The organism is Microbacterium sp. CGR2, from assembly GCF_003626735.1.
Taxonomy (GTDB): Bacteria; Actinomycetota; Actinomycetes; order Actinomycetales; family Microbacteriaceae; genus Microbacterium.
The window spans coordinates 1,231,406-1,249,162 of record NZ_RBHX01000001.1 but is presented as its reverse complement, the minus strand read 5'-3'; the positions used below and the strand labels follow the sequence as shown (position 1 = coordinate 1,249,162).

Here is a 17,757-nt window from a genome sequence, read left to right as displayed (position 1 = left end):
CGTCATGATGGTCCGGATGCCCCTCAGCCCCGCCGAGGTCGAGCGAGGCGAACGCCTCGGCGCCCTGCTGAGGCGTGCGCGCGGTGATCACTCGATGCTGACCGTCGCCCTCGACGCGGGAATCTCTCCCGAGACGCTCCGCAAGATCGAATCCGGTCGTGTGGCGACACCGGCGTTCTCGACCATCGCCGCGGTCGCCGCCGTGCTGCACCTCTCGCTCGACGCGGTGTGGTCGGAGATCGCGACGGATGCCGCGGCCGACATGCACGCGCGCGGCATCGCGTCCTGACCACTTCTGCACGCTCCAGCCTTTGCGGCACGGCGCACTGATCGCGCCTCGGTGACCCCGCCGGCCCCCCCTCCCAGCTGAGGCTGAAGTCATGACGTCGACAACCATTGCCGGGACGGCCGGGCGCATGCATACTGAAAGCATGCCGAACGTCCTCATCCGCGACCTCGATCCTTCGGTGCACGCCGCCCTCGCCGCGCGAGCTGAGGCGCACGGCCAGTCACTGCAGCAGTACCTGACCGCGGAACTCACGCGCCTGGCAGGCCAGCCGACGCTGGCGGAACTGTTGGCCGACTTCGCCACACGGCCACCGCAACCGCAGATTCCGACGAGCGCGATCATCGCCGCCGTCGGCGACGGCCGCGAAGGATGATCGTCGTCGATGCGTCCGTCGTCGTCGACCTGCTGACCGCCGCCGCCGGACCGACCCGACTTCACGAGCGACTGGCCGCAGAGACCCTCATCGCTCCCGAGATCCTGCCGATCGAAGTCGCTTCCGCGCTCCGAGGGCTCAATCGCGGCGGCGTGCTCAGCGACGAACGTCTGGCTTCCGCAGCATCTGATCTCTCTCGACTCCGGATCGAGCTGTACGCATCGCTGCCCCTGATCTCGCGAGTGCTCGATCTGCGTCACAACCTCAGCGCTTACGACGCCGCATATGTCGCGCTCGCCGAGGTCAGCAGGTCTCCCCTCCTCACGCTTGACCGGCGTCTCGCGGGGGCCGCAGCTGCGCATTGCACAGCGGAAGTGCCGGCGCGTTAGGCGACGGTCGCGGCCTACTCGAGGCCCGGACCCTGCCCTCAGTCGCGCGGCCAGATGGCGACGACCGCTGCCCCGACGACGGCGAGCAGAGCCGCCCCGAGGAAGAGCCATGCGAAGCCGCCGGTGAGAGCATCCGCTGCTGTCGCCCCGTCGGTCTCGAGCATCGCGGTCCGGAGACCGGCGATCGACCCGAGCACCGCGAGTCCGACGGCGCCGCCGATCTGCTGGCTGGTGTTGATGAGTCCTCCGGCTAGCCCGGCTTCGCCTCCTTCGACGCCCTCGACGGCCAGCTGGGTCGTCGCCACGAATGCCCCGCCCAGCCCGACGCCGATCAACAGGGTCGGTCCGAGAAGGTGCATCAGGAATGCGGCATCCGAGGGGGCGGCGGAGAGCCAGACGAGACCACCGGCGAGCAGCAGCAAAGAGCCGGACAGCACAGGTCGGGTGCCGAGTCGGGCGATCAGAGTCGGCACCGCGCCTGCCACCAGCACGAGGGCACCGGCGAGCGGCAGTTGCGTCAGGCCCGTGGTCAGAGCGTCGTAGCCGAGTACGGCCTGCATGTAGACCGACAGGGCGAAGAACAGGGCGACCATCGCCGCGCCGGTCAGCAGCATCACGACATTGCCGAGGGCGAGGCTGCGGTTGCGGAAGAGGGACAGCGGGACGAGAGGCTCGGGGGTGCGTCGTTCGATCACGACGAACACAGCCCCCAGCGCGAGAGCGGCGGCGAAGAGCACGAGGGGCAGCGGATGCAGGAAGCCGAGCTGCTCCACCGCGCTGAACGCTCCGACGAGAGCGACGAGCGAGGCGGTGACGGTCACCGCACCGGCAGCATCCAGTCGTCCGGGCGTTCGGACGCCGTCGCGGGTGACCAGGAGGGGAATCGCGATCAACACGATCGCGCCGACGGGAACGTTGACGAAGAAGACGGACTGCCACCCGAAGCTCGCGGTGAGCACGCCACCGAGCAGCACCCCGGCCGCCGAGCCGATGCCCGCCACACCACCCCAGACGCCCAGCGCCTTGGTGCGTTCCCGCGCGTCGGGAAAGAGCTGCGTCAACAGAGCCAACGCTGCAGGAGCGAGCAGCGCGGCGGAAGCTCCCTGCACCGCTCGGGCGGCGAGCAGCATCTCACTCGAGACGGAGAACCCCGCGAGGGCGGATGCCGCGACGAAGCCGGCTGTGCCGATGAGGAACACGCGGCGGTGCCCGTACCGGTCGGCGAGACGTCCGCCGAGCAGAAGCAGCCCACCGAAGGCGAGGACATAGGCGGTGATGACCCAGGCCAGAGCGGCGGTGTCCATTCCGAGCTGCTGACCGAGGACAGGGAGCGCGATGTTCACGATCGACGCGTCGAGCACGACGAGGAACTGCGCGAGCGCAAGGATGCCGAGGGCCAACCAGCGGCGTGAGCTCCGTGGCGTGTGGGGTGACGCGGTGAGCTGGCCGAAGGGCGGAGCGGTGGCGGGGGTGGGGGTGCGGGTGGTCATGATCTCCTCCTGGGATGACTGAGTGACTGTTCACTCACTGTTTTGGACAAACAAAAAGCGGTCTGTTCGACGCAGCTTCAGTCGGGGTGGCGGATGCCGTGGGTCAACAGCGTCGCCCACTTCTCAGTGCGGCTGTCGAGCTGCGTGGTGACGATGAGGTGACAGAGCTGCCCGTACGCAATGAATCGCTGCACGTCATCGTCAGACCCACCGGAACGGCTCTGCGCGAAGGTCGTGACACGACCCAGTCCCGTGCGAAGTGCAGCGCCGATCTCGGGGATGTCCGCCACCGACTGAGCGTGCACCTGCAGCATCAGCAGTGAGCGGTCGGAGATGAGAGCAGCATAGGCGTCTCCCATCGCTTCGAGGATGCCGTCCGGGGTGGGTTCGGCCGCAGCATCCGCCCCATCTTCGAGGGCGACCAGGATCGCGTCGAAGCAAGCCTCGAGGGCGGCGATGAACAACGCCTCCTTGCCGGAGTACAGCTTGAAGGCGTACGCGGGTGAGATCTTCGCCTCTCGGGCGACATCCGCCACGGTGGTGCCGTGATAGCCGGCTCGCGCGAACGCGGTGACAGCGGCGGCAGCAACGAGAGGTCGGCGAGCGTCGGCCGTGGAGAGAACGGAACTACGGGTGCTGATCGCCATATGAGTGACCGTACACTCACTCTTCTCTCGTAGCAAGCAACGACGTTCAATGCTTGCCCAATCGAACGATAAACAATAGATTGTCGTTGTTCTTCGATGAAAGGTTCCCCATGAGCAAGCCGACGATCGTCATACTCCAGGTCGTGATCGGGCTCGCGTTGCTGGGTTCCCTGGTCGTGCAGGCACTCATCGTTCCGGCCCTGTGGTTCGACCTCGCCGGAGAGGCGCTCTGGGGGCGGATCGCGTTCGTGACGATCATCGTGCTGGGCGTCATCGCCATGCAGATCTTCGGCGTCTGCGTGTGGATGCTGCTGACGAAGGTGCGACGCGGTTCGATCTTCTCGGAGTCATCGTTCCGCTACGTCGATGTCATCATCGATGCGATCCTCGCGGCTGCCGTCCTGGCGTTCATCTTGGCTGTGCTGCTGGCACCCGGCGGAACAGCGCCCGGAATCGTGGGTCTGATCTGCGGTGCGGCTCTGGTGCTCGGCGGAATGGCGCTGCTGGTCGTCGTGATGAAGGCACTGCTGCGGCAGGCGATCGAGCACGAGTCCGAGGCTCGCACTCTTCGCTCCGAACTCGACAACGAGGTGATCTGATGCCCGTCGTGGTCGACATCGACGTGATGATGGCGCGGAGGAAGATGGGCGTCGGCGAGTTGGCGGAGCGCATCGGCATCACCCCCACCAACCTGGCGGTGCTGAAGAACGGCCGCGCGAAGGCGGTACGTTTCACGACTCTGGATGCGCTGTGCCAGGCGTTGGACTGCCAGCCGGGGGACCTGCTGCGGTGGGAGCCGGAGGGCGGGGGCACCCGGTAGTCAGCGTCGGGCGAGCAGCTCCCGCATCCGCTCGGCTTCTCTGTCGGCCATCGCGTATCCGTGCTCAGGTGCCGGGTAGACGCCGCCGCGCACCTCTGCGGCATACGCTTCGACACCGGCTACCGCCACACCGCGCACGTCGGCGTATCGCTTGACGAACTTCGCCGCTCCCCCGTCGTAGATGCCGAGCAGGTCGTGGAAGACGAGCACCTGGCCGTCGGCATCCGCTCCTGCCCCGATTCCGATGACGGGGATGCGCAGCAGCGAGACCAGAGCGGCGGTGAGTTCGGACGGCACCGCTTCGACGACCAGCATGGAGCATCCGGCATCCTGCAGCGCCAGCGCGTCGTCGATCACGGCGAGCGCCGCCTCGGCCGTCCGTCCCTGCGCCCGGTAGCCGCCCAACGACGTCGCCGTCTGCGGAGTGAGCCCGACGTGTCCGACGACGGGGATGCCGGCACCCACGAGCACTCGCGCCCGCTCGACGGTGGTGCCTCCGCGCTCGATCTTGACCAGATCGCAGCCGGCCTCTTTGAGGAAGCGCTGCGCCGTCGCGATCGCGAGCTCGTCGGATGCCTCGTACGACCCGAACGGCAGGTCGCCCACCAGCAGCGGGGTCGTCAGCCCCCGCCGCACGGCCTTGGTCAGCATGAGCATCTCGTCGACCGTGACCGGCACGGTGCTGTCGTAGCCGAGGACGGTCATCGCAGCCGAATCGCCGACCAGCACGACATCGACTCCCGCCGCCTCGACGATCTGCGCACCAGGGTGGTCGTAGGCGGTGACCATGACGATCGGGTCGCCGGCATCCTTCTTCGCTGCCAGCGCCGCCAGCGTGACCCGCTTTCGCGACGCCGCGTGGGCGCTCATGCGCGAGCCTCCGTGAGCAGCTGATCGACGGCGTCATCCACCTGGATGATCGCGTTGGACCGATCGACGTGCACGACGCGCGGTTCGTAGGTCGCGAGATCCTCTGCTGAGTAGTCGGCGTAGGAGATGACGATGATGGTGTCGCCGGTGTGCACGAGACGCGCTGCCGCCCCGTTGACCTGGACCACCCCCGAGCCGCGTTCGCCGACGAGCGTGTACGTCTCGAAGCGGGCGCCGTTGTCGACGTCGACGACGTGCACCTGCTCATGCGGGAGGATGTCCGCCGCCTCGAGCAGGTCCGGGTCGATGGTGATCGACCCCACGTAGTGCAGGTCGCTCCCGGTGACGGTCGCGCGGTGGATCTTCGACTTCAACATGGTGCGTCGCATCAGGCGGCACCCTTCTCGGTGATGGAGAGGACATGGTTGTCGATCAGGCGCGCAGCGCCGACGTGAGCGGCGACCGCGAGGACGGCATCGGCTTCGACTCGTCGAATCGGACGCAGGGTCTCGGCGTCGCGGAGTTCGAGATACTCCGGTTCGATTCCGGCATCCGCGAGCACGCGGCGGGCCGCAGCGAGGATGCTTCCCGCGTCGTGCTCCCCCGACTCGTGAGCCGCGGCGGCAGCATCCAGCGCGCCGTTCAGCGCGGTGGCCTGCTCGCGCGCCGCGGTATCGAGGTACACGTTGCGGGAGCTCATCGCGAGCCCGTCGGCCTCACGCACGATCGGGCAGGCCTCGATCCGCACATCGAGGTCGAGGTCGTGCACGACGCGACGAACGACCAGCACCTGCTGCGCATCCTTCTGACCGAAGTAGGCGACGTCGGGGCGGACGATGCCGAACAGCTTCGTCACGACGGTGGCGACGCCGTCGAAGTGGTGCGGGCCCCGGCTCGCACCGTCGAGCATCTCGGAGATGCCGGAGACATGGATGCTGGTCGAGAACCCGTCGGGGTAGATCTCGGTCGGCTCGGGCGCGAACAGGATGTCGACGCCCTCGGTCTCGGCGAGTGCAGCATCGCGCATCTCGTCGCGCGGATACGAGCTGAGGTCTTCGTTCGCACCGAACTGGGTCGGGTTGACGAAGAGCGAGACGACGACGAGATCGGATGCTGCGCGCGCCCGCCGCATCAGCGACAGGTGCCCCTCGTGGAAGGCACCCATCGTGGGGACGAGCCCGACGCTCTTTCCGGCGCTCCGCGCTTCGGCGACGACGGCGCGAACCTCGAGGATGGTGCGGAGGATGTTCATAATGTCTCCTCGTCGGTGCGCGCGGTGACGGCTCGCGTCGCGGACGTGAGCTCGTCGAAGAGCCCTCGCAGGTGCAGGGCGACTTCGTCGATGGCGGCTCGCTGACGGGCGACGGTGGTCTCGTCTCCCCGGGCGATCGGTCCGGTGAGCGCTCGGGCCGCTCCGTCGGCGTCCCAGTTGTCGACCGTGCGGCGGACGAGTGGGGCGAGGAGGTCGCGCGCTTCCTGCTGCGGGATGCCGGAGGCGGAGGCGAGCTGCGCTGCGGCGTCGAGCACGGCGAGTACGAAGTTCGAGGCGAAGGATGCCGCCGCGTGATAGGTCGCTCGGTGGGCGTCATCGACGGCGAACGGGCGGGCGCCGAGCGCGCGGGCGAGCTGGGCGGCGACGGCGCGGGCTTCGTCGGTGCTGCCCGCGACCGCCGCACCGATGCTGTGGAAGATGTCGGGAGATTCGGTGCCCGTGAACGTCTGCAACGGGTGGATGCTGAAGTCCACATCGTCGAGCGGGGTCGCGCCGGAGACATGACCGACCAGCGATGCATGACCGCGGGCGTTGATCGCTGCCTGGGGGATCGCCGCGTCGGGGACGCAGAGCAGGGCGACGTCGGCATCCGGGATCTCGGTGTCCCGCCCGATCGGGCCACGGACATCGAACCCCGCGGTGCCCAATGCCCGAGCGAGCACGCGGCCCAGGCGTCCGGCGCCGATGACGACGATGGTCGCCTCGGGGGCGAGCGCGTGCGCGGTGTTCATGGGAGAACCGTTCGGGAGGCAGCGGGGATGCCATGAGTATCCGCCTGTGGCGGTATCCGTTCCAAATCTGAGATCAGAGTGACTGGTTGCAGAAGTGAACACCTATCGAAATGCTTACCCAATCAATCGTTGCGCTATGCATATCGCTCCCGCGTCGAACAGCCGTGCCCACAATTCATCTTCGCGTGCGCTGGAGTTCACCTCGAGCGCCTACTTTGAGTGCGGGCGCGCGACCGCGTCTACGGATTAACACATTCTTTGTATAGACACCACAACATGCGAGTAATGTCGTCTCTGACATCACTCGACGACGAGAAAGGACGACCATGGTCGACATCCGGAAGAAGCGCTGGTCCCTCATCGGGCTCACGGCAGTCACAGCGATCGCATTGGCGGGCTGTGCAGGCGGCACCGAATCTTCCGGGGGCGGTGGCGAGGGCGACGGGGCAAGCGGCGGCGGCGAGGGCGGAACGCTCATCGTCTACACCAACTCCAACAGCGACGGCCGTGGCGAATGGATCACCGAGAAGGCCGCGGAGGCCGGCTACGAGATCGAGATCGTCGGGCTCGGCGGTGCCGACCTCACGAACCGCATCATCGCGGAGAAGAACAACCCGGTCGGCGATGTGGTGTTCGGTCTCAACAACATGTTCTTCGAGCAGCTCAAGGCCGAAGAGGCGATCACCGGCTACGAGCCGAGTTGGAGCGGAGAGGTCCCGAAGGACGCGGGCGACGCGGCCGACGGCGTGTACTGGCCGCTGGTCGAGCAGGCGATCGTGACCGTCTACGACGAGAACAGCGTCAGCGACCCGGCGTCCAGCGAGGACGACCTGTGGACGGATGAGGCGAACGCCGGCCGCTACGAGGTGAACCCGGCTCTCGGCCAGGCGACCCCGCAGCTCGTGCTGGCGAGCATCCTCTCCCGACACCTCGACGAGGACGGCGACCTGGGTGTCAGCGACAAGGGTTGGAAGCTCGTGGAGTCGTACTACGCCAACGGCTCCCCCGCCGTCGAAGGCACCGACCCGTACGCCCGCATCACCCGCGACGAGATCGACTACGCCGTGCTGCCGTCCAGCGGTATCGAAGCGCGCGACGAGGAGTACGGCACGTCCACCGGGATGATCGTTCCGGAGTACGGCGTCCCGTACGTGACCGAGCAGATCGCACCGATCGCCGGCACCGCGAAGGAAGAGACCGCGCAGGAGTTCATCGACTGGTTCGGCAGCGCCGAGGTCCAGGGTGAGTTCGCCGCCGAGTTCAACGCCATGCCCGTCAACGAAGGGGCGGTCGAGCAGGCCAACCCTGATGTCGTCGCGCTGATGGAAGAGCTTCCGCGTCAGGAGATCGACTTCTCGTTCGTGAGCGAGAACCTCGGCGCCTGGGTCGAGAAGGTCACGCTCGAATACATCGGCTGAGGGCCATCATGATCCGTTTCGAAGACGTCGATGTCGTGTTCGGCGACCATCGTGCCGTCTCGCAGCTGAATCTGGAGATCCAGGAGGGTGAGTTCTTCACCCTCCTGGGCCCCTCCGGGTGCGGCAAGACCACGGCCCTGCGCTCCCTCGCAGGGTTCGTCGAGCCGACCGGTGGACGCATCCACATCGCGGGGCGCGATGTGACACGCGTGCCCAGCGAGAAGCGCGATGTGGGCATGGTGTTCCAGAACTACGCCCTCTTCCCGAGCATGAACGTGCGGGAGAACATCGCGTTCGGGCTGTCGGTGCAGAAGGTGTCGAAGGCCGAGCAGAAGCGTCGCGTCGATGAGATCGCCGACCGGACGGGGCTTGCCTCTTCCCAGCTCGACCGGAACGTCTCGGAACTCTCCGGCGGACAGCAGCAGCGCGTGGCGATCGCCCGCGCGCTGGTGCTGACGCCGCGCATCCTGCTGCTGGATGAACCGCTGTCGAACCTCGACGCGAAGCTCCGCGTGCAGCTGCGGGAGCAGCTCAAGGAACTGCAGCGCGAAGTCGGGGTGACGACGGTCTACGTCACCCACGATCAGGAAGAGGCGCTGACCCTCAGCGACCGGATCGCCGTGCTCGACGCCGGCCGGTTGCAGCAGGTGGGCACTCCCGAGGAGATCTACGACCGCAGCGCGACACCGTTCGTCTGCCGGTTCATCGGCGAGAACAACCGCCTCACTCGGGCCATGCTCATCAACATCGGCGGGGACCTGGATGCCAGGGCCGAGAGCTACGTGCGGCCGGAGAAGCTGCATCTTGGTCCTGCCGGTGCGCCGGCATCCGTCGCGTCCGTCGCATCCGTCGATGGCACCGTCGTCGACCGGACGTATCACGGCAGCCACAGCGTCTATACGGTGGCCGTCGCCGATTCGGCCGTGCGGGTGAGCGTGCCGGCTGCGGCATCCGCTCAGCGCTGGAATCCGGGCGATGCCGTGCGCGTGGATGTCGATCCGCGCTGGATTCTGCAGTACCCGGCGGCATGACATGAGCGATCCGACGACGTTCATCCCGGGGCGGGCGAGCAAGACGAAGCGTCCGCGCGGCAGCATCCGGGCCATGCTGCGCTCGCCGATGGCGTGGGTGACCGGTGTCGTGGTGATCTGGTTCGCGGTGGCATTCCTGGTGCTGCCCAACGCGGCGCTGCTGGGGACGACGTTCTTCCCGGACGGGCAGTTCAGCATCGCCGCCGTCGAGAAGCTGTTCGGCAGCGAGCGGGCCATCAAGACGCTCGGCAACAGCTTCCTGCTGGCGATCACCCTGTCGATCACGGTCAACGTCGTGGGTGTGTTCATCGTGCTGGTGACCCAGTACTTCCAGATCCGCGGCGCGAAGGTGCTGTGGCTCGGGTACGCGACGACGCTGATCTACGGCGGCATCGTGCTGGCCGCCGGCTACAACTTCATCTACGGGCGGTTCGGGTTCTTCACGAACATGATGGTGAACGTCTGGCCCGACATGAACCGCGACTGGTTCTCGGGATTCTTCGCGGTGGCGTTCGTCATGACGTTCGCGACGACCACCAACCACATGTTGTTCCTGTCGTCGTCGCTCGGCAAGGTCGACTACGCGTCGATCGAGGCCGCGAAGTTGATGGGCGCATCGACCTGGACGATCCTGCGACGCATCGTGCTGCCGGTGATGAAGCCGATGCTGTTCGCGGTCACGGTGCTGACGTTCCTGATCGGGCTCGGCGCGCTGACTGCTCCCCTGGTGCTCGGCGGACCCGACTTCCAGACGGTCGCGCCGCTCATCATCGACCTGTCGCGGAGTCCGATCACTCGGGACATCGCGGCGTTGCTGGCGATCGTGCTGGGTGTGGCGACGATCATCCTGCTCGCGATCATGAACCGTGCGGAGAAGTCGGGCGTGTACTTCTCGGTCGCGAAGGTGGCGACGCGGATTCAGAAGCAGGCGATCCGCAATCCGTTCGCGAACGTCGTCGTGCACGTGGTCGCGTATGTGCTGTGGGTGATCTACCTGATCCCGGTGATCCTCATCGCGGTGTTCTCGTTCGTCGATGCGCGCAGCATCCTGGCGGGCGCGATCACGCTGGACAGCTTCACGCTCGACAACTACATCACCGTGTTCAGCAGTGCCTCGGCGCTTCGCCCGTTCATCGTGAGCGTCGTCTACAGCGCGCTCGCGTCGGTGATCGTGGTCGTGGGGCTGTTGTTCGTGGCGCGGGTGCTGCAGAAGTACCGCAACCCGATCACGACCGCGATCGAGTACGTGCTGCACATCCCGTGGATTCTGCCGATCGTGCTGATCGCCCTCGCCCTGGTGATGGCGTTCGACCGGCCCCGCGGGATCGTGGGGAACATCGTGCTGACGGGCACGCCGGTGCTGCTGCTCGTCGCGTACATCTGCGTGAAGATCCCGTTCACCTTGCGGCTGCTGAAGGCGAGTTTCGCGTCGGTGCCGGATTCGCTGGAGGATGCATCCCGGATTCTCGGCGCCCGATCGTTGACGTCGTTCCGTCGGGTGATCATCCCCCTGGTGCTGCCGACGGCGGCGGCGATCACGGCGTTGAACTTCAACAGCCTGCTCGACGACTACGACGCGGCGATCTTCCTCTATCACCCGCTGTACAAGCCTCTGGGTGTGGCGATCCAGGAGAGCACGCGAGGTGAGAACAACCTCGATGCGATGCCGATCACGTTCGTGTACACGGTGCTGTTGATGATCATCATGGGTGTCACCATGTATCTCGTGTACGGACGAGGGTCGCGGAACGGTTCTGGCCGGCGGCGGAAGGCGCGGTCCGCATGAGCGGCGAGATGGATGCGACGCCCGCTCTGCGTGTGACGATCAGCGACGTGGCGGCAGCGGCCGGAGTGTCGCGGGCGACGGCGACGCGCGCGCTGAAGGGTGAGGGGCGCTTCGCGTCGGAGACCCGGGAGCGGATTCTGGAGGTCGCCGCACGGCTCGGTTACGTGCCGAACACGATGGCGGCGGAGTTGGCGGCCGGTCGCACGGACACGGTCGGGTTGATGCTGCGCGATGCGAGCAACCCTGCGTACGGTCTGCTGTTCTCGCGGTTGCAGGACGAGGCGCATCGGCGCGGGCTCGACCTGGTGACGGTGACGATCGGTGCGGACGAGCAGGGCGCGAAGCAGGTGGGTGCGCTGCACCGGCTGCTCGGGATGCGGGTGGCGGGGCTGATCGTGGCGACGGGTGGCATCACCTCGGAGCAGCTAGCGCCGTTCACGGATCAGGTGCCGATTCTGCGGGCGGGTCGCGGCGAGGAGTCGGGTCGGATTCACTCGGCGCACTATGACGATGCTGCGCACGGGCGGATGCTGGCGACGCATGTGCTGTCGCTGGGGCATCGCCGGGTGGTGGTGCTGGCCGGGAGTCCGGAGGCGTCGTATCCGGAGCATCTGCGCGCGCAGGCGATGCGGGAGACGCTGATCGCCGCGGGCGCGTCGGTGACGATGATCTCGGCCGGGGCACGGCCGGATGAAGGGGTGTCCGAGGCGATGGGGGCCGTGGTGTCGGGAGACACTGCGATCATGTGCGCCTCGGACTATCGGCAGCTCGCGGTGATGCGGGCTGCTCTGGCCGGAGGGCTCGACGTGCCCGGTGACGTGAGTGTCACCGGGTGCGACGGCATCCTGCCTGGAGCCGATCTGCTGGGCCTGACGACCGTGCGGATTCCGGTGGAGTCGGTGGCGGCGGCGGCCGTGGAGACCATGCAGGACCTGTTGCGTGCGGGTGTTGGTGCTGGTGCTGGTGCTGGTGCGACCGTGCGGAGGTCGTTCGCCGGTTCGCTGGTCGTCGGTTCGACGGCGGCCGCTGTCTGAAATGTTGATTGTTCGACCGTTCGCTGACCAGGAAGTGACATGATCCTCACCGAACATCCCCGTCCGTCGCATACTTTCGTGCACATCTCGGATACGCATCTGCCTGGCGAACGCTCGCCGCTGTACGGAAGCAGCGCGGATGCGGATTCGAATCTGGAGTTGATGCTGTCGAAGCTGGTGGCTTCGGGGTTGAAGCCGGATGCTCTGTTGCTGACGGGTGATCTGGCGGATCGGGGCGATGTGTCGGCGTATCGGCGGCTGCGCCCGCTGGTGGAGGATGCCGCGGCAGCGCTGGGGTGCGAAGTCGTGTGGGCGGCCGGGAACCATGACGACCGGGCGGCGATGCGGGCGGAGTTGTTGGCGGGCGCGGGGATTGCGGGGATTGCCGGGGACGCCGGTAGACCTACGGTTTCCGGTGCCGGTGGTTCTGCGAGCGGTCTTGTGGGTGAGGAGCCGATCACCGAGGTCCGGTGGTTCGGCGATCTGCGCGTGATCGTGGTGGATTCGACGGTGCCGGGGGCGCATTGGGGTGAGGTCGACGATGCGCAGTTGGCGTGGTTGTCGGCGGAGCTCGAGGCGCCGGCGTCGGCGGGGACCTTGCTGCTCATGCATCATCCGCCGTTGCCGACGGTATTGGACACCGCGGTGATGGTGGAGTTGCGGGGTCAGGCTCGGTTGCGTGAGGTGTTGGCGGGTTCGGAGGTGCGGGGGATTCTGTCTGGGCATGTCCACCACCCGTCGTTCGGCCTGTTCGCGGGGGTGCCGGTGGTGGCGGCGTCGTCGAGTGCGTATGGCCAGGATCTGACACAGCCGCCTGGTGCGACCCGTGGTCAGGATGCTGCGCAGGGCTACAACCTGGTTCATGTGTATGCGGACACGATCGTGCATTCGGCTGTGTCATTGCAGTGGGGCGGGGATGTCGGCGAGGCGGTCCCTGCGGATGAGGCCGGTCGGCGGATCGCGGGGCGTGGGATCGGTTGGCGGGCGGCCGGTCGTTGACTCCCGGTGGTTGACTCCCGGCCGTTGGGCGAGCGCCAGCGAGACGAAGCGCCCGCCCCACGCCGCCCCGGCTCATGCGGCGATGTCGAATCGTGCGCGGCCGCCGAGGCGGGGTGTGCGGTCGGGGTCGACGTAGCGGGGTGGGAGGAACCAGACGTGTGCGCTGATTCCGGTGCCGTCGATGTGGATGTCCCAGCCGTTGTCGTGGATGCGGTGGTGGCAGGTCTCGCAGAGGAGGACCCCGTTGGTGAGATCGGTGGGCCCGTGGTCTCGTTTCCACCATCGGATGTGGTGTGCTTTGGTCATTTCGGGTGGGAGTCCGCACATCGCGCATCCGCCGTCGCGTTCCACGAGTGCGAGTCGTTGCGCCCGTGTGAAGAGGCGTTTCTCTCTGCCCCAGTCGAGGATCTCGCTGTCCCCGCCGAGGACGCAGGGGATCACTCCTCCGGCGGCCGCCATCTGTCTGGCGGTTTTCGCGCTGACCGGCTGATCGAGACCGTCGATCGTCGCTGATCCGGTGCCGTTCTGCAGGTCGTCGAGGTTCATGCGGACGATGACCGTGGCCCCGGCGAGCGGAACCTTCTGGCCGCAGCTGAGCACGTGGCCGCAGAATACGGCGAGAGCATCGGCCTGGATCATCTGGACGCTGCGGCGGTCGGCATCCGGTGCATCGGCATCCGGTGCTTCTTGGCGCGCCGCGAAGGCGGCGGTGACGTACCCGCGGATCGCGGCCACCACCGGGGCTGCGGTCTCGGCGTCGAGGATGGCGTTCAGGTGCACCATTCCGCCGCGTTCGGAGATCGTCAGTGATCGCTTCGAGCGCTTGTCGTCTTCTTTGGGCTCGATACCGTCGGGGTCGAGCCAGGCTTCTGCCCGCACGACCAGGCGTCGTACGTCGTCGAGGGAGAGTCCGACGGCGGCCTCGGCGAGCAACTGTTCGGCCTGCGCGATGCGCTCGGCCCCGGCGGCGATGCGGCAACGCTCCAGCAGCGCGAGGATCAGGGCCACGGCCTGCACACCGAGGGCGCCGGAGGCGAGTGCCTCTCGCAGCGCCGGATACTTGGCCGGCAGCTGGGCGCCCAAAAGGTCTGTGCGCGGCGCGGTCGCCTCTCCGACTTTCACCAGGCGGCTGGCGTCGCCGGTGGACACCCCGGTCGTCGCGGCGATCAGCTTGGCTGCGGTGCGGAACCCCTGCTGCTTGGCCAGACCCTCAGCACCCAACTCGGGGCGGGACTCATGAGCGATTCCCGCAGCGACGTCGGCGTGCACGGCATCCACTCGCCTTTGCACCACGCCGATGGCGTCGTTCACGGCGATCAGCTGCTCGCGTGACAGGCCGGACGCGGCGTCAGCGTCTGCCCAGACCGCATCGAGGCGAGCCATCGCCTCGTGCAATCCGATCAGTTCTGCCATGCCTCAATACTACCTCGGATCGTTGCGAGTTTCGAACGTTTGTTCGAATTACGCCGGTACTTCGGCATATCGGTGGAAGTGATCCAGATGCCCGCTCGACGATGGGATTCGTGCGCGTGCGGTCGCCAATCCACGAAGATCGACTCATGACTTCTCCGGTGTATCTGAGCTGGTTCGCAATGCCCAATCCGGTGCGGATCTCGGGCCGCAGTTCGAGCATCACGAACTCGTTCGTGAACGGAGTCATCCCGGTCGTGATGCCTTCCGAGGCCGAGGTCCGCGACGCGCTGGATGTCCTGGGAATGCTCGACCACATCGCCTGCGCGTACTGCGGCGGCGAAAGCACGGAGTGGGATCATCTGCGACCCCTCGTGGACCAGCAGCGACCGACCGGCTATATCTCTGAGATTCACAACCTCGTCCCTGCCTGCGGGAAGTGCAACCAGAGCAAGGGGAACAAGAATTGGCTCGTGTGGATGCGCAGCACCGCGAGGCTCTCACCCACAGCCCGGGGCATCCGAGATATCGAGGAGCGGATCGCGCGGCTTCAGGAGTATGAACGCCGCGGAGTCCCGACGAAAGTCGACTTCCTCGCCGCAGTCGGGCCCGAGTTGTGGGATCGGCACTGGGCGCACCACAAGCGCCTGCTGGAATTGATGCGCGTCGCCGACCAAGACGCGCAGGAGATCAGGACGCGCGTGCGACAAGCGCATGACGCCGCTCGGAGCGCGGCCCGCGACGCCGCCCGAGCCGCAGCTCACGCCGCCGCTCCCGCGGCAGCTGTGGCGACCTCCGGGCCGGATAGCGCACCACGACTGCCACGGGAGTGACGACACCTCACGGAATCACGATCACCTTGCCGGCGATCGGTCTGGAGGTGGCCTCGGCATGCAGCGCCGGCAGCTCGGTGAGCGGGATGCGGCGGGTGACTTCCAGTCGCAGATCGCCACTGTCGACCAGGGCCACGAGCTCCCGGAGCTGTTCGGCGTCGCTGCGGACGAACACGACCACCGACCGCACGTTCCGTTCGGCGTCGTCAGGTGCCGGCATCCAGGCGGTGGTGCTCACCACGACTCCACCCGAGCGGACGAGGCTCACCAGGGCGGTGAACTCGTCCGGGTCGATGGGGGCGAGGTTGAGGAGGAGGTCGACCTGCTCAGTGACCGCCTCGCGCACATCGGTTTCGGTGTGGTCGATGATCTCGTCCGCACCGGCTGCGCGCACAGCATCCGCACTTCTCGGGCTTGCCGTGGCGATGACGTACGCGCCGGCCCTCTTGGCCAGGGCGATGGCGTACTTGCCGACGACGCCGCCCGCGCCGACGATCAGGACTCGCTGGCCCGCTTCGAGACCCCCTTCATCGAAGAGCGCCTGGCGCGCAGTGAGGGCGACGGACGGCAACGCCGCAGCATCCGCGAGGGGAACGCTGCTCGGCGCCGCAACCAGAGCGGATGCCGGGGCGACGACATACTCGGCGGCACCTCCGTCTTCCACCATCGGCAGGAAGCCGATGACCGCGTCTCCGACAGCGAACTCCTTCACGCCGTCGCCGATCGCGTCGACGGTTCCGGAGACGTCGTAACCCGGAACGTGGGGGAGCACCACGGGGATGGGGAGGAAGCCGGCGCGCATGCCGTTGTCGGCGGCGCTGTAGGCGGATGCTGCGACACGCAGCCGCACCTGACCCGCGGCGGGCGTGGGCTGCTCGATGTCTTCGTACTGGAGAACTTCGGGGCCGCCCACTTCGTGGAACCGTACTGCCTTCATAATGTTGTCCTTTCGTTGTGCTTCGAATTCGAAGCAATAAGTCGACAGTAGCACTGCTTCGAATTCGAAGCAAGCCGTATACTTAGGGCATGAGCACGAATCCTCCTCAGCTCTCCTCGACGGAGCTCGCCGCCTACTTCGCCTTCACCGAAGTCAGCAGCCTCCTGCGGCACGCGGTCGAGAAGCAGCTGAAAGATGTCGGGAAGCTCAGCTACGTACAGTTCCAGTTGCTCGCGCGGTTGGGCGACGCTCCGGGCGGCAGCCAGCGGATGACCGACCTCGCCGACGGGGTCGTCTACAGCAGGAGTGGCCTGACGTATCAGGCGCAGTCGCTCGAGGAACGCGGGCTCGTCACGCGGGCGCCGTCACCCGAGGACGAGCGCAGCACGATCGTCGCCATCACCGCAGAGGGGCGGGAGGTGCTGGCGAGAGTGTTCCCCGGGCACATCGAGGCAGTGAAGAGTCTGCTGTTCGAATCACTGACGGATGCCGATGTCGACACGCTCGCGCGAGTGATGACGCAGGTCAGTGGGCACCTGCGCGCGAATCCCCCGCGGTCGGCCGGCCGGCGCAAGCCGACCCCCGGTCGTTGAGCGAGCTCGGCCCCCGCCGGTCGCTGAGCGAGCGGAGCGAGACGAAACGCCTCACCCCCACAGCGTCCAGCCATTGATCGAGTCCAACCACCCCGGTCGTTGAGCGAGCCTGCGAGACGAAACGCCTCCTTCGCGTGCCCACGCCGGTGACAGCGCGATCGTGCTCTGCTACCTTCCCGAGAAACCGCACTGCGCATCCAAGGGAGAGCGACAGATGAGACCGCTGCGATATGCCATCAACGTCACGCTTGACGGATGCTGCCATCACGAGGCGGGGCTCCCACCCGACGAGGAGTTCATGCACTTCTGGACGTCCGAGATGAAACGAGCGGATGCCGAGATCTACGGCCGCGTGACCTACGAGATGATGGAGTCGGCGTGGCGGCGTCCGGCCGACGGCGTGTGGCCCGACTGGATGGATGAGTCGGAGGTCCTGTTCGCCGAAGCCATCGACCGGACGAAGAAGTACGTCGTCTCGAGCACCCTGACTGCGGTCGACTGGAACTCCGAACTGCTCGACGGCGACCTCCGAGAGGCGGTCGAGCGCCTCAAGCAGGAGCCGGGAGACAGCTTTCTGTCGGTGGGCGGCGTGACGCTGCCGACGGCATTGGCCGAGTGGGGACTCATCGACGAGTACGTGTTCGCCGTGCATCCGGTCGTCGCCGGGCACGGGCCGACGCTGCTCGCCGGGCTGAGCGAGCGGGTGCAGCTCGAGCTCGTGGGGCGCGAGGAGTTCGGGTCGGGAGTCGTCGTGCAGCGGTATCGTCCGCGAGTCTGACGGCAGCTGGCGGAGGGACGCGGAAGGGGCCGGACCTCCGAGGCCCGACCCCATCC

General features: G+C 67.0%; 21 protein-coding genes. 13 read left to right on the top strand and 8 right to left on the bottom strand.

Features of this window, described 5'->3' with window-relative positions; genetic code table 11:
* Positions 1 to 7: 7 nt before the first annotated feature.
* The 3 genes from D7252_RS06320 (at position 8) to D7252_RS06310 (ending at position 1,051) form a co-directional block, all read left to right on the top strand.
* Positions 8 to 289, top strand: coding sequence for a helix-turn-helix domain-containing protein (locus tag D7252_RS06320; protein WP_120776843.1), 282 nt, complete (start codon positions 8 to 10; stop codon positions 287 to 289).
* Positions 290 to 431: 142 nt separating this feature from the next.
* On the top strand, positions 432 to 662 hold the full coding sequence (locus D7252_RS19950) for a FitA-like ribbon-helix-helix domain-containing protein (RefSeq protein ID WP_183055200.1): 231 nt from the start codon (positions 432 to 434) through the stop codon (positions 660 to 662).
* Complete coding sequence (locus D7252_RS06310) at positions 659 to 1,051, top strand: type II toxin-antitoxin system VapC family toxin (protein ID WP_120774600.1); 393 nt, start codon at positions 659 to 661, stop codon at positions 1,049 to 1,051. Before D7252_RS19950 ends, D7252_RS06310 begins: the two co-directional genes overlap by 4 nt.
* A 38-nt stretch (positions 1,052 to 1,089) precedes the next feature.
* Here D7252_RS06310 and D7252_RS06305 read toward each other — a convergent pair whose 3' ends face one another.
* Positions 1,090 to 2,541: an MFS transporter gene (locus tag D7252_RS06305; RefSeq protein WP_120774599.1), complete on the bottom strand. Its 1,452-nt coding sequence runs from the start codon at positions 2,539 to 2,541 to the stop codon at positions 1,090 to 1,092.
* Between the two features lie 77 nt (positions 2,542 to 2,618).
* Positions 2,619 to 3,188, bottom strand: coding sequence for a TetR/AcrR family transcriptional regulator (locus tag D7252_RS06300; protein ID WP_120774598.1), 570 nt, complete (start codon positions 3,186 to 3,188; stop codon positions 2,619 to 2,621).
* A 110-nt stretch (positions 3,189 to 3,298) separates the two neighbouring features.
* On the opposite strand from D7252_RS06300, the gene D7252_RS06295 reads away from it, so the two are divergent.
* Positions 3,299 to 3,787, top strand: coding sequence for a DUF2975 domain-containing protein (locus tag D7252_RS06295; protein WP_120774597.1), 489 nt, complete (start codon positions 3,299 to 3,301; stop codon positions 3,785 to 3,787).
* On the top strand, positions 3,787 to 4,008 hold the full coding sequence (locus D7252_RS06290; RefSeq protein ID WP_120774596.1) for a helix-turn-helix transcriptional regulator: 222 nt from the start codon (positions 3,787 to 3,789) through the stop codon (positions 4,006 to 4,008). The genes D7252_RS06295 and D7252_RS06290 overlap by 1 nt, the downstream gene beginning before the upstream one ends.
* Here D7252_RS06290 and panB read toward each other — a convergent pair whose 3' ends face one another.
* From panB to D7252_RS06270, 4 genes are read right to left on the bottom strand one after another with little or no spacing between them, the layout of a single operon-like run.
* Positions 4,009 to 4,878 carry a 3-methyl-2-oxobutanoate hydroxymethyltransferase gene (gene panB, locus D7252_RS06285; RefSeq protein WP_120774595.1) on the bottom strand — a complete coding sequence of 290 codons (870 nt, stop codon included), beginning with the start codon at positions 4,876 to 4,878 and terminating at the stop codon, positions 4,009 to 4,011.
* Complete coding sequence (gene panD / locus D7252_RS06280; RefSeq protein WP_120774594.1) at positions 4,875 to 5,267, bottom strand: aspartate 1-decarboxylase; 393 nt, start codon at positions 5,265 to 5,267, stop codon at positions 4,875 to 4,877. The genes panB and panD overlap by 4 nt, the downstream gene beginning before the upstream one ends.
* Complete coding sequence (gene panC, locus D7252_RS06275) at positions 5,267 to 6,130, bottom strand: pantoate--beta-alanine ligase (RefSeq protein WP_120774593.1); 864 nt, start codon at positions 6,128 to 6,130, stop codon at positions 5,267 to 5,269. Before panC ends, panD begins: the two co-directional genes overlap by 1 nt.
* Positions 6,127 to 6,882, bottom strand: a complete 756-nt coding sequence (locus D7252_RS06270; RefSeq protein WP_120774592.1) for a DUF2520 domain-containing protein — start codon at positions 6,880 to 6,882, stop codon at positions 6,127 to 6,129. Before D7252_RS06270 ends, panC begins: the two co-directional genes overlap by 4 nt.
* A gap of 326 nt (positions 6,883 to 7,208) precedes the next feature.
* Here D7252_RS06270 and D7252_RS06265 point away from each other — a divergent pair, with 326 nt between their 5' ends.
* From D7252_RS06265 to D7252_RS06245, 5 genes are read left to right on the top strand one after another with little or no spacing between them, the layout of a single operon-like run.
* Positions 7,209 to 8,300 carry an extracellular solute-binding protein gene (locus D7252_RS06265; RefSeq protein WP_120774591.1) on the top strand — a complete coding sequence of 364 codons (1,092 nt, stop codon included), beginning with the start codon at positions 7,209 to 7,211 and terminating at the stop codon, positions 8,298 to 8,300.
* Positions 8,301 to 8,308: 8 nt separating this feature from the next.
* On the top strand, positions 8,309 to 9,331 hold the full coding sequence (locus D7252_RS06260) for an ABC transporter ATP-binding protein (protein ID WP_120774590.1): 1,023 nt from the start codon (positions 8,309 to 8,311) through the stop codon (positions 9,329 to 9,331).
* Position 9,332: 1 nt separating this feature from the next.
* Positions 9,333 to 11,117, top strand: a complete 1,785-nt coding sequence (locus D7252_RS06255; RefSeq protein WP_120774589.1) for an iron ABC transporter permease — start codon at positions 9,333 to 9,335, stop codon at positions 11,115 to 11,117.
* Complete coding sequence (locus tag D7252_RS06250) at positions 11,114 to 12,151, top strand: LacI family DNA-binding transcriptional regulator (RefSeq protein ID WP_120774588.1); 1,038 nt, start codon at positions 11,114 to 11,116, stop codon at positions 12,149 to 12,151. Before D7252_RS06255 ends, D7252_RS06250 begins: the two co-directional genes overlap by 4 nt.
* 39 nt (positions 12,152 to 12,190) lie before the next feature.
* The gene (locus tag D7252_RS06245; RefSeq protein WP_120774587.1) at positions 12,191 to 13,150 is read left to right on the top strand and encodes a metallophosphoesterase; all 960 of its coding nucleotides are present in this window, start codon (positions 12,191 to 12,193) and stop codon (positions 13,148 to 13,150) included.
* A gap of 72 nt (positions 13,151 to 13,222) precedes the next feature.
* On the opposite strand, the gene D7252_RS06240 is transcribed toward D7252_RS06245, so the two are convergent.
* A complete protein-coding gene (locus D7252_RS06240; protein ID WP_251050649.1) occupies positions 13,223 to 14,563 on the bottom strand; it encodes an HNH endonuclease signature motif containing protein in 1,341 nt (446 codons plus the stop codon).
* 146 nt (positions 14,564 to 14,709) lie between these two features.
* On the opposite strand from D7252_RS06240, the gene D7252_RS06235 reads away from it, so the two are divergent.
* The gene (locus D7252_RS06235) at positions 14,710 to 15,393 is read left to right on the top strand and encodes an HNH endonuclease (RefSeq protein ID WP_120776841.1); all 684 of its coding nucleotides are present in this window, start codon (positions 14,710 to 14,712) and stop codon (positions 15,391 to 15,393) included.
* 7 nt (positions 15,394 to 15,400) lie between these two features.
* On the opposite strand, the gene D7252_RS06230 is transcribed toward D7252_RS06235, so the two are convergent.
* Positions 15,401 to 16,330: an NADP-dependent oxidoreductase gene (locus tag D7252_RS06230; RefSeq protein WP_120774586.1), complete on the bottom strand. Its 930-nt coding sequence runs from the start codon at positions 16,328 to 16,330 to the stop codon at positions 15,401 to 15,403.
* 89 nt (positions 16,331 to 16,419) lie between these two features.
* Here D7252_RS06230 and D7252_RS06225 point away from each other — a divergent pair, with 89 nt between their 5' ends.
* Both D7252_RS06225 and D7252_RS06220 read left to right on the top strand, forming a co-directional pair.
* On the top strand, positions 16,420 to 16,923 hold the full coding sequence (locus tag D7252_RS06225; protein ID WP_120774585.1) for a MarR family winged helix-turn-helix transcriptional regulator: 504 nt from the start codon (positions 16,420 to 16,422) through the stop codon (positions 16,921 to 16,923).
* A 214-nt stretch (positions 16,924 to 17,137) separates the two neighbouring features.
* Positions 17,138 to 17,701, top strand: a complete 564-nt coding sequence (locus D7252_RS06220; protein ID WP_120774584.1) for a dihydrofolate reductase family protein — start codon at positions 17,138 to 17,140, stop codon at positions 17,699 to 17,701.
* The last annotated feature ends 56 nt before the right edge of the window (positions 17,702 to 17,757 follow it).

Coding starts and splice junctions, on each gene's coding strand:
- D7252_RS06240 (WP_251050649.1), bottom strand. CDS start 14,563: ATGGCAGAACTGATCGGATTGCACGAGGCGATGGCTCGCCTCGATGCG.
- D7252_RS06255 (WP_120774589.1), top strand. CDS start 9,333: ATGAGCGATCCGACGACGTTCATCCCGGGGCGGGCGAGCAAGACGAAG.
- panC (WP_120774593.1), bottom strand. CDS start 6,130: ATGAACATCCTCCGCACCATCCTCGAGGTTCGCGCCGTCGTCGCCGAA.
- D7252_RS06270 (WP_120774592.1), bottom strand. CDS start 6,882: ATGAACACCGCGCACGCGCTCGCCCCCGAGGCGACCATCGTCGTCATC.
- D7252_RS06245 (WP_120774587.1), top strand. CDS start 12,191: ATGATCCTCACCGAACATCCCCGTCCGTCGCATACTTTCGTGCACATC.
- D7252_RS06295 (WP_120774597.1), top strand. CDS start 3,299: ATGAGCAAGCCGACGATCGTCATACTCCAGGTCGTGATCGGGCTCGCG.
- D7252_RS06220 (WP_120774584.1), top strand. CDS start 17,138: ATGAGACCGCTGCGATATGCCATCAACGTCACGCTTGACGGATGCTGC.
- D7252_RS19950 (WP_183055200.1), top strand. CDS start 432: ATGCCGAACGTCCTCATCCGCGACCTCGATCCTTCGGTGCACGCCGCC.
- D7252_RS06305 (WP_120774599.1), bottom strand. CDS start 2,541: ATGACCACCCGCACCCCCACCCCCGCCACCGCTCCGCCCTTCGGCCAG.
- D7252_RS06250 (WP_120774588.1), top strand. CDS start 11,114: ATGAGCGGCGAGATGGATGCGACGCCCGCTCTGCGTGTGACGATCAGC.
- panB (WP_120774595.1), bottom strand. CDS start 4,878: ATGAGCGCCCACGCGGCGTCGCGAAAGCGGGTCACGCTGGCGGCGCTG.
- D7252_RS06230 (WP_120774586.1), bottom strand. CDS start 16,330: ATGAAGGCAGTACGGTTCCACGAAGTGGGCGGCCCCGAAGTTCTCCAG.
- panD (WP_120774594.1), bottom strand. CDS start 5,267: ATGCGACGCACCATGTTGAAGTCGAAGATCCACCGCGCGACCGTCACC.
- D7252_RS06225 (WP_120774585.1), top strand. CDS start 16,420: ATGAGCACGAATCCTCCTCAGCTCTCCTCGACGGAGCTCGCCGCCTAC.
- D7252_RS06260 (WP_120774590.1), top strand. CDS start 8,309: ATGATCCGTTTCGAAGACGTCGATGTCGTGTTCGGCGACCATCGTGCC.
- D7252_RS06300 (WP_120774598.1), bottom strand. CDS start 3,188: ATGGCGATCAGCACCCGTAGTTCCGTTCTCTCCACGGCCGACGCTCGC.
- D7252_RS06310 (WP_120774600.1), top strand. CDS start 659: ATGATCGTCGTCGATGCGTCCGTCGTCGTCGACCTGCTGACCGCCGCC.
- D7252_RS06265 (WP_120774591.1), top strand. CDS start 7,209: ATGGTCGACATCCGGAAGAAGCGCTGGTCCCTCATCGGGCTCACGGCA.
- D7252_RS06320 (WP_120776843.1), top strand. CDS start 8: ATGGTCCGGATGCCCCTCAGCCCCGCCGAGGTCGAGCGAGGCGAACGC.
- D7252_RS06290 (WP_120774596.1), top strand. CDS start 3,787: ATGCCCGTCGTGGTCGACATCGACGTGATGATGGCGCGGAGGAAGATG.
- D7252_RS06235 (WP_120776841.1), top strand. CDS start 14,710: ATGACTTCTCCGGTGTATCTGAGCTGGTTCGCAATGCCCAATCCGGTG.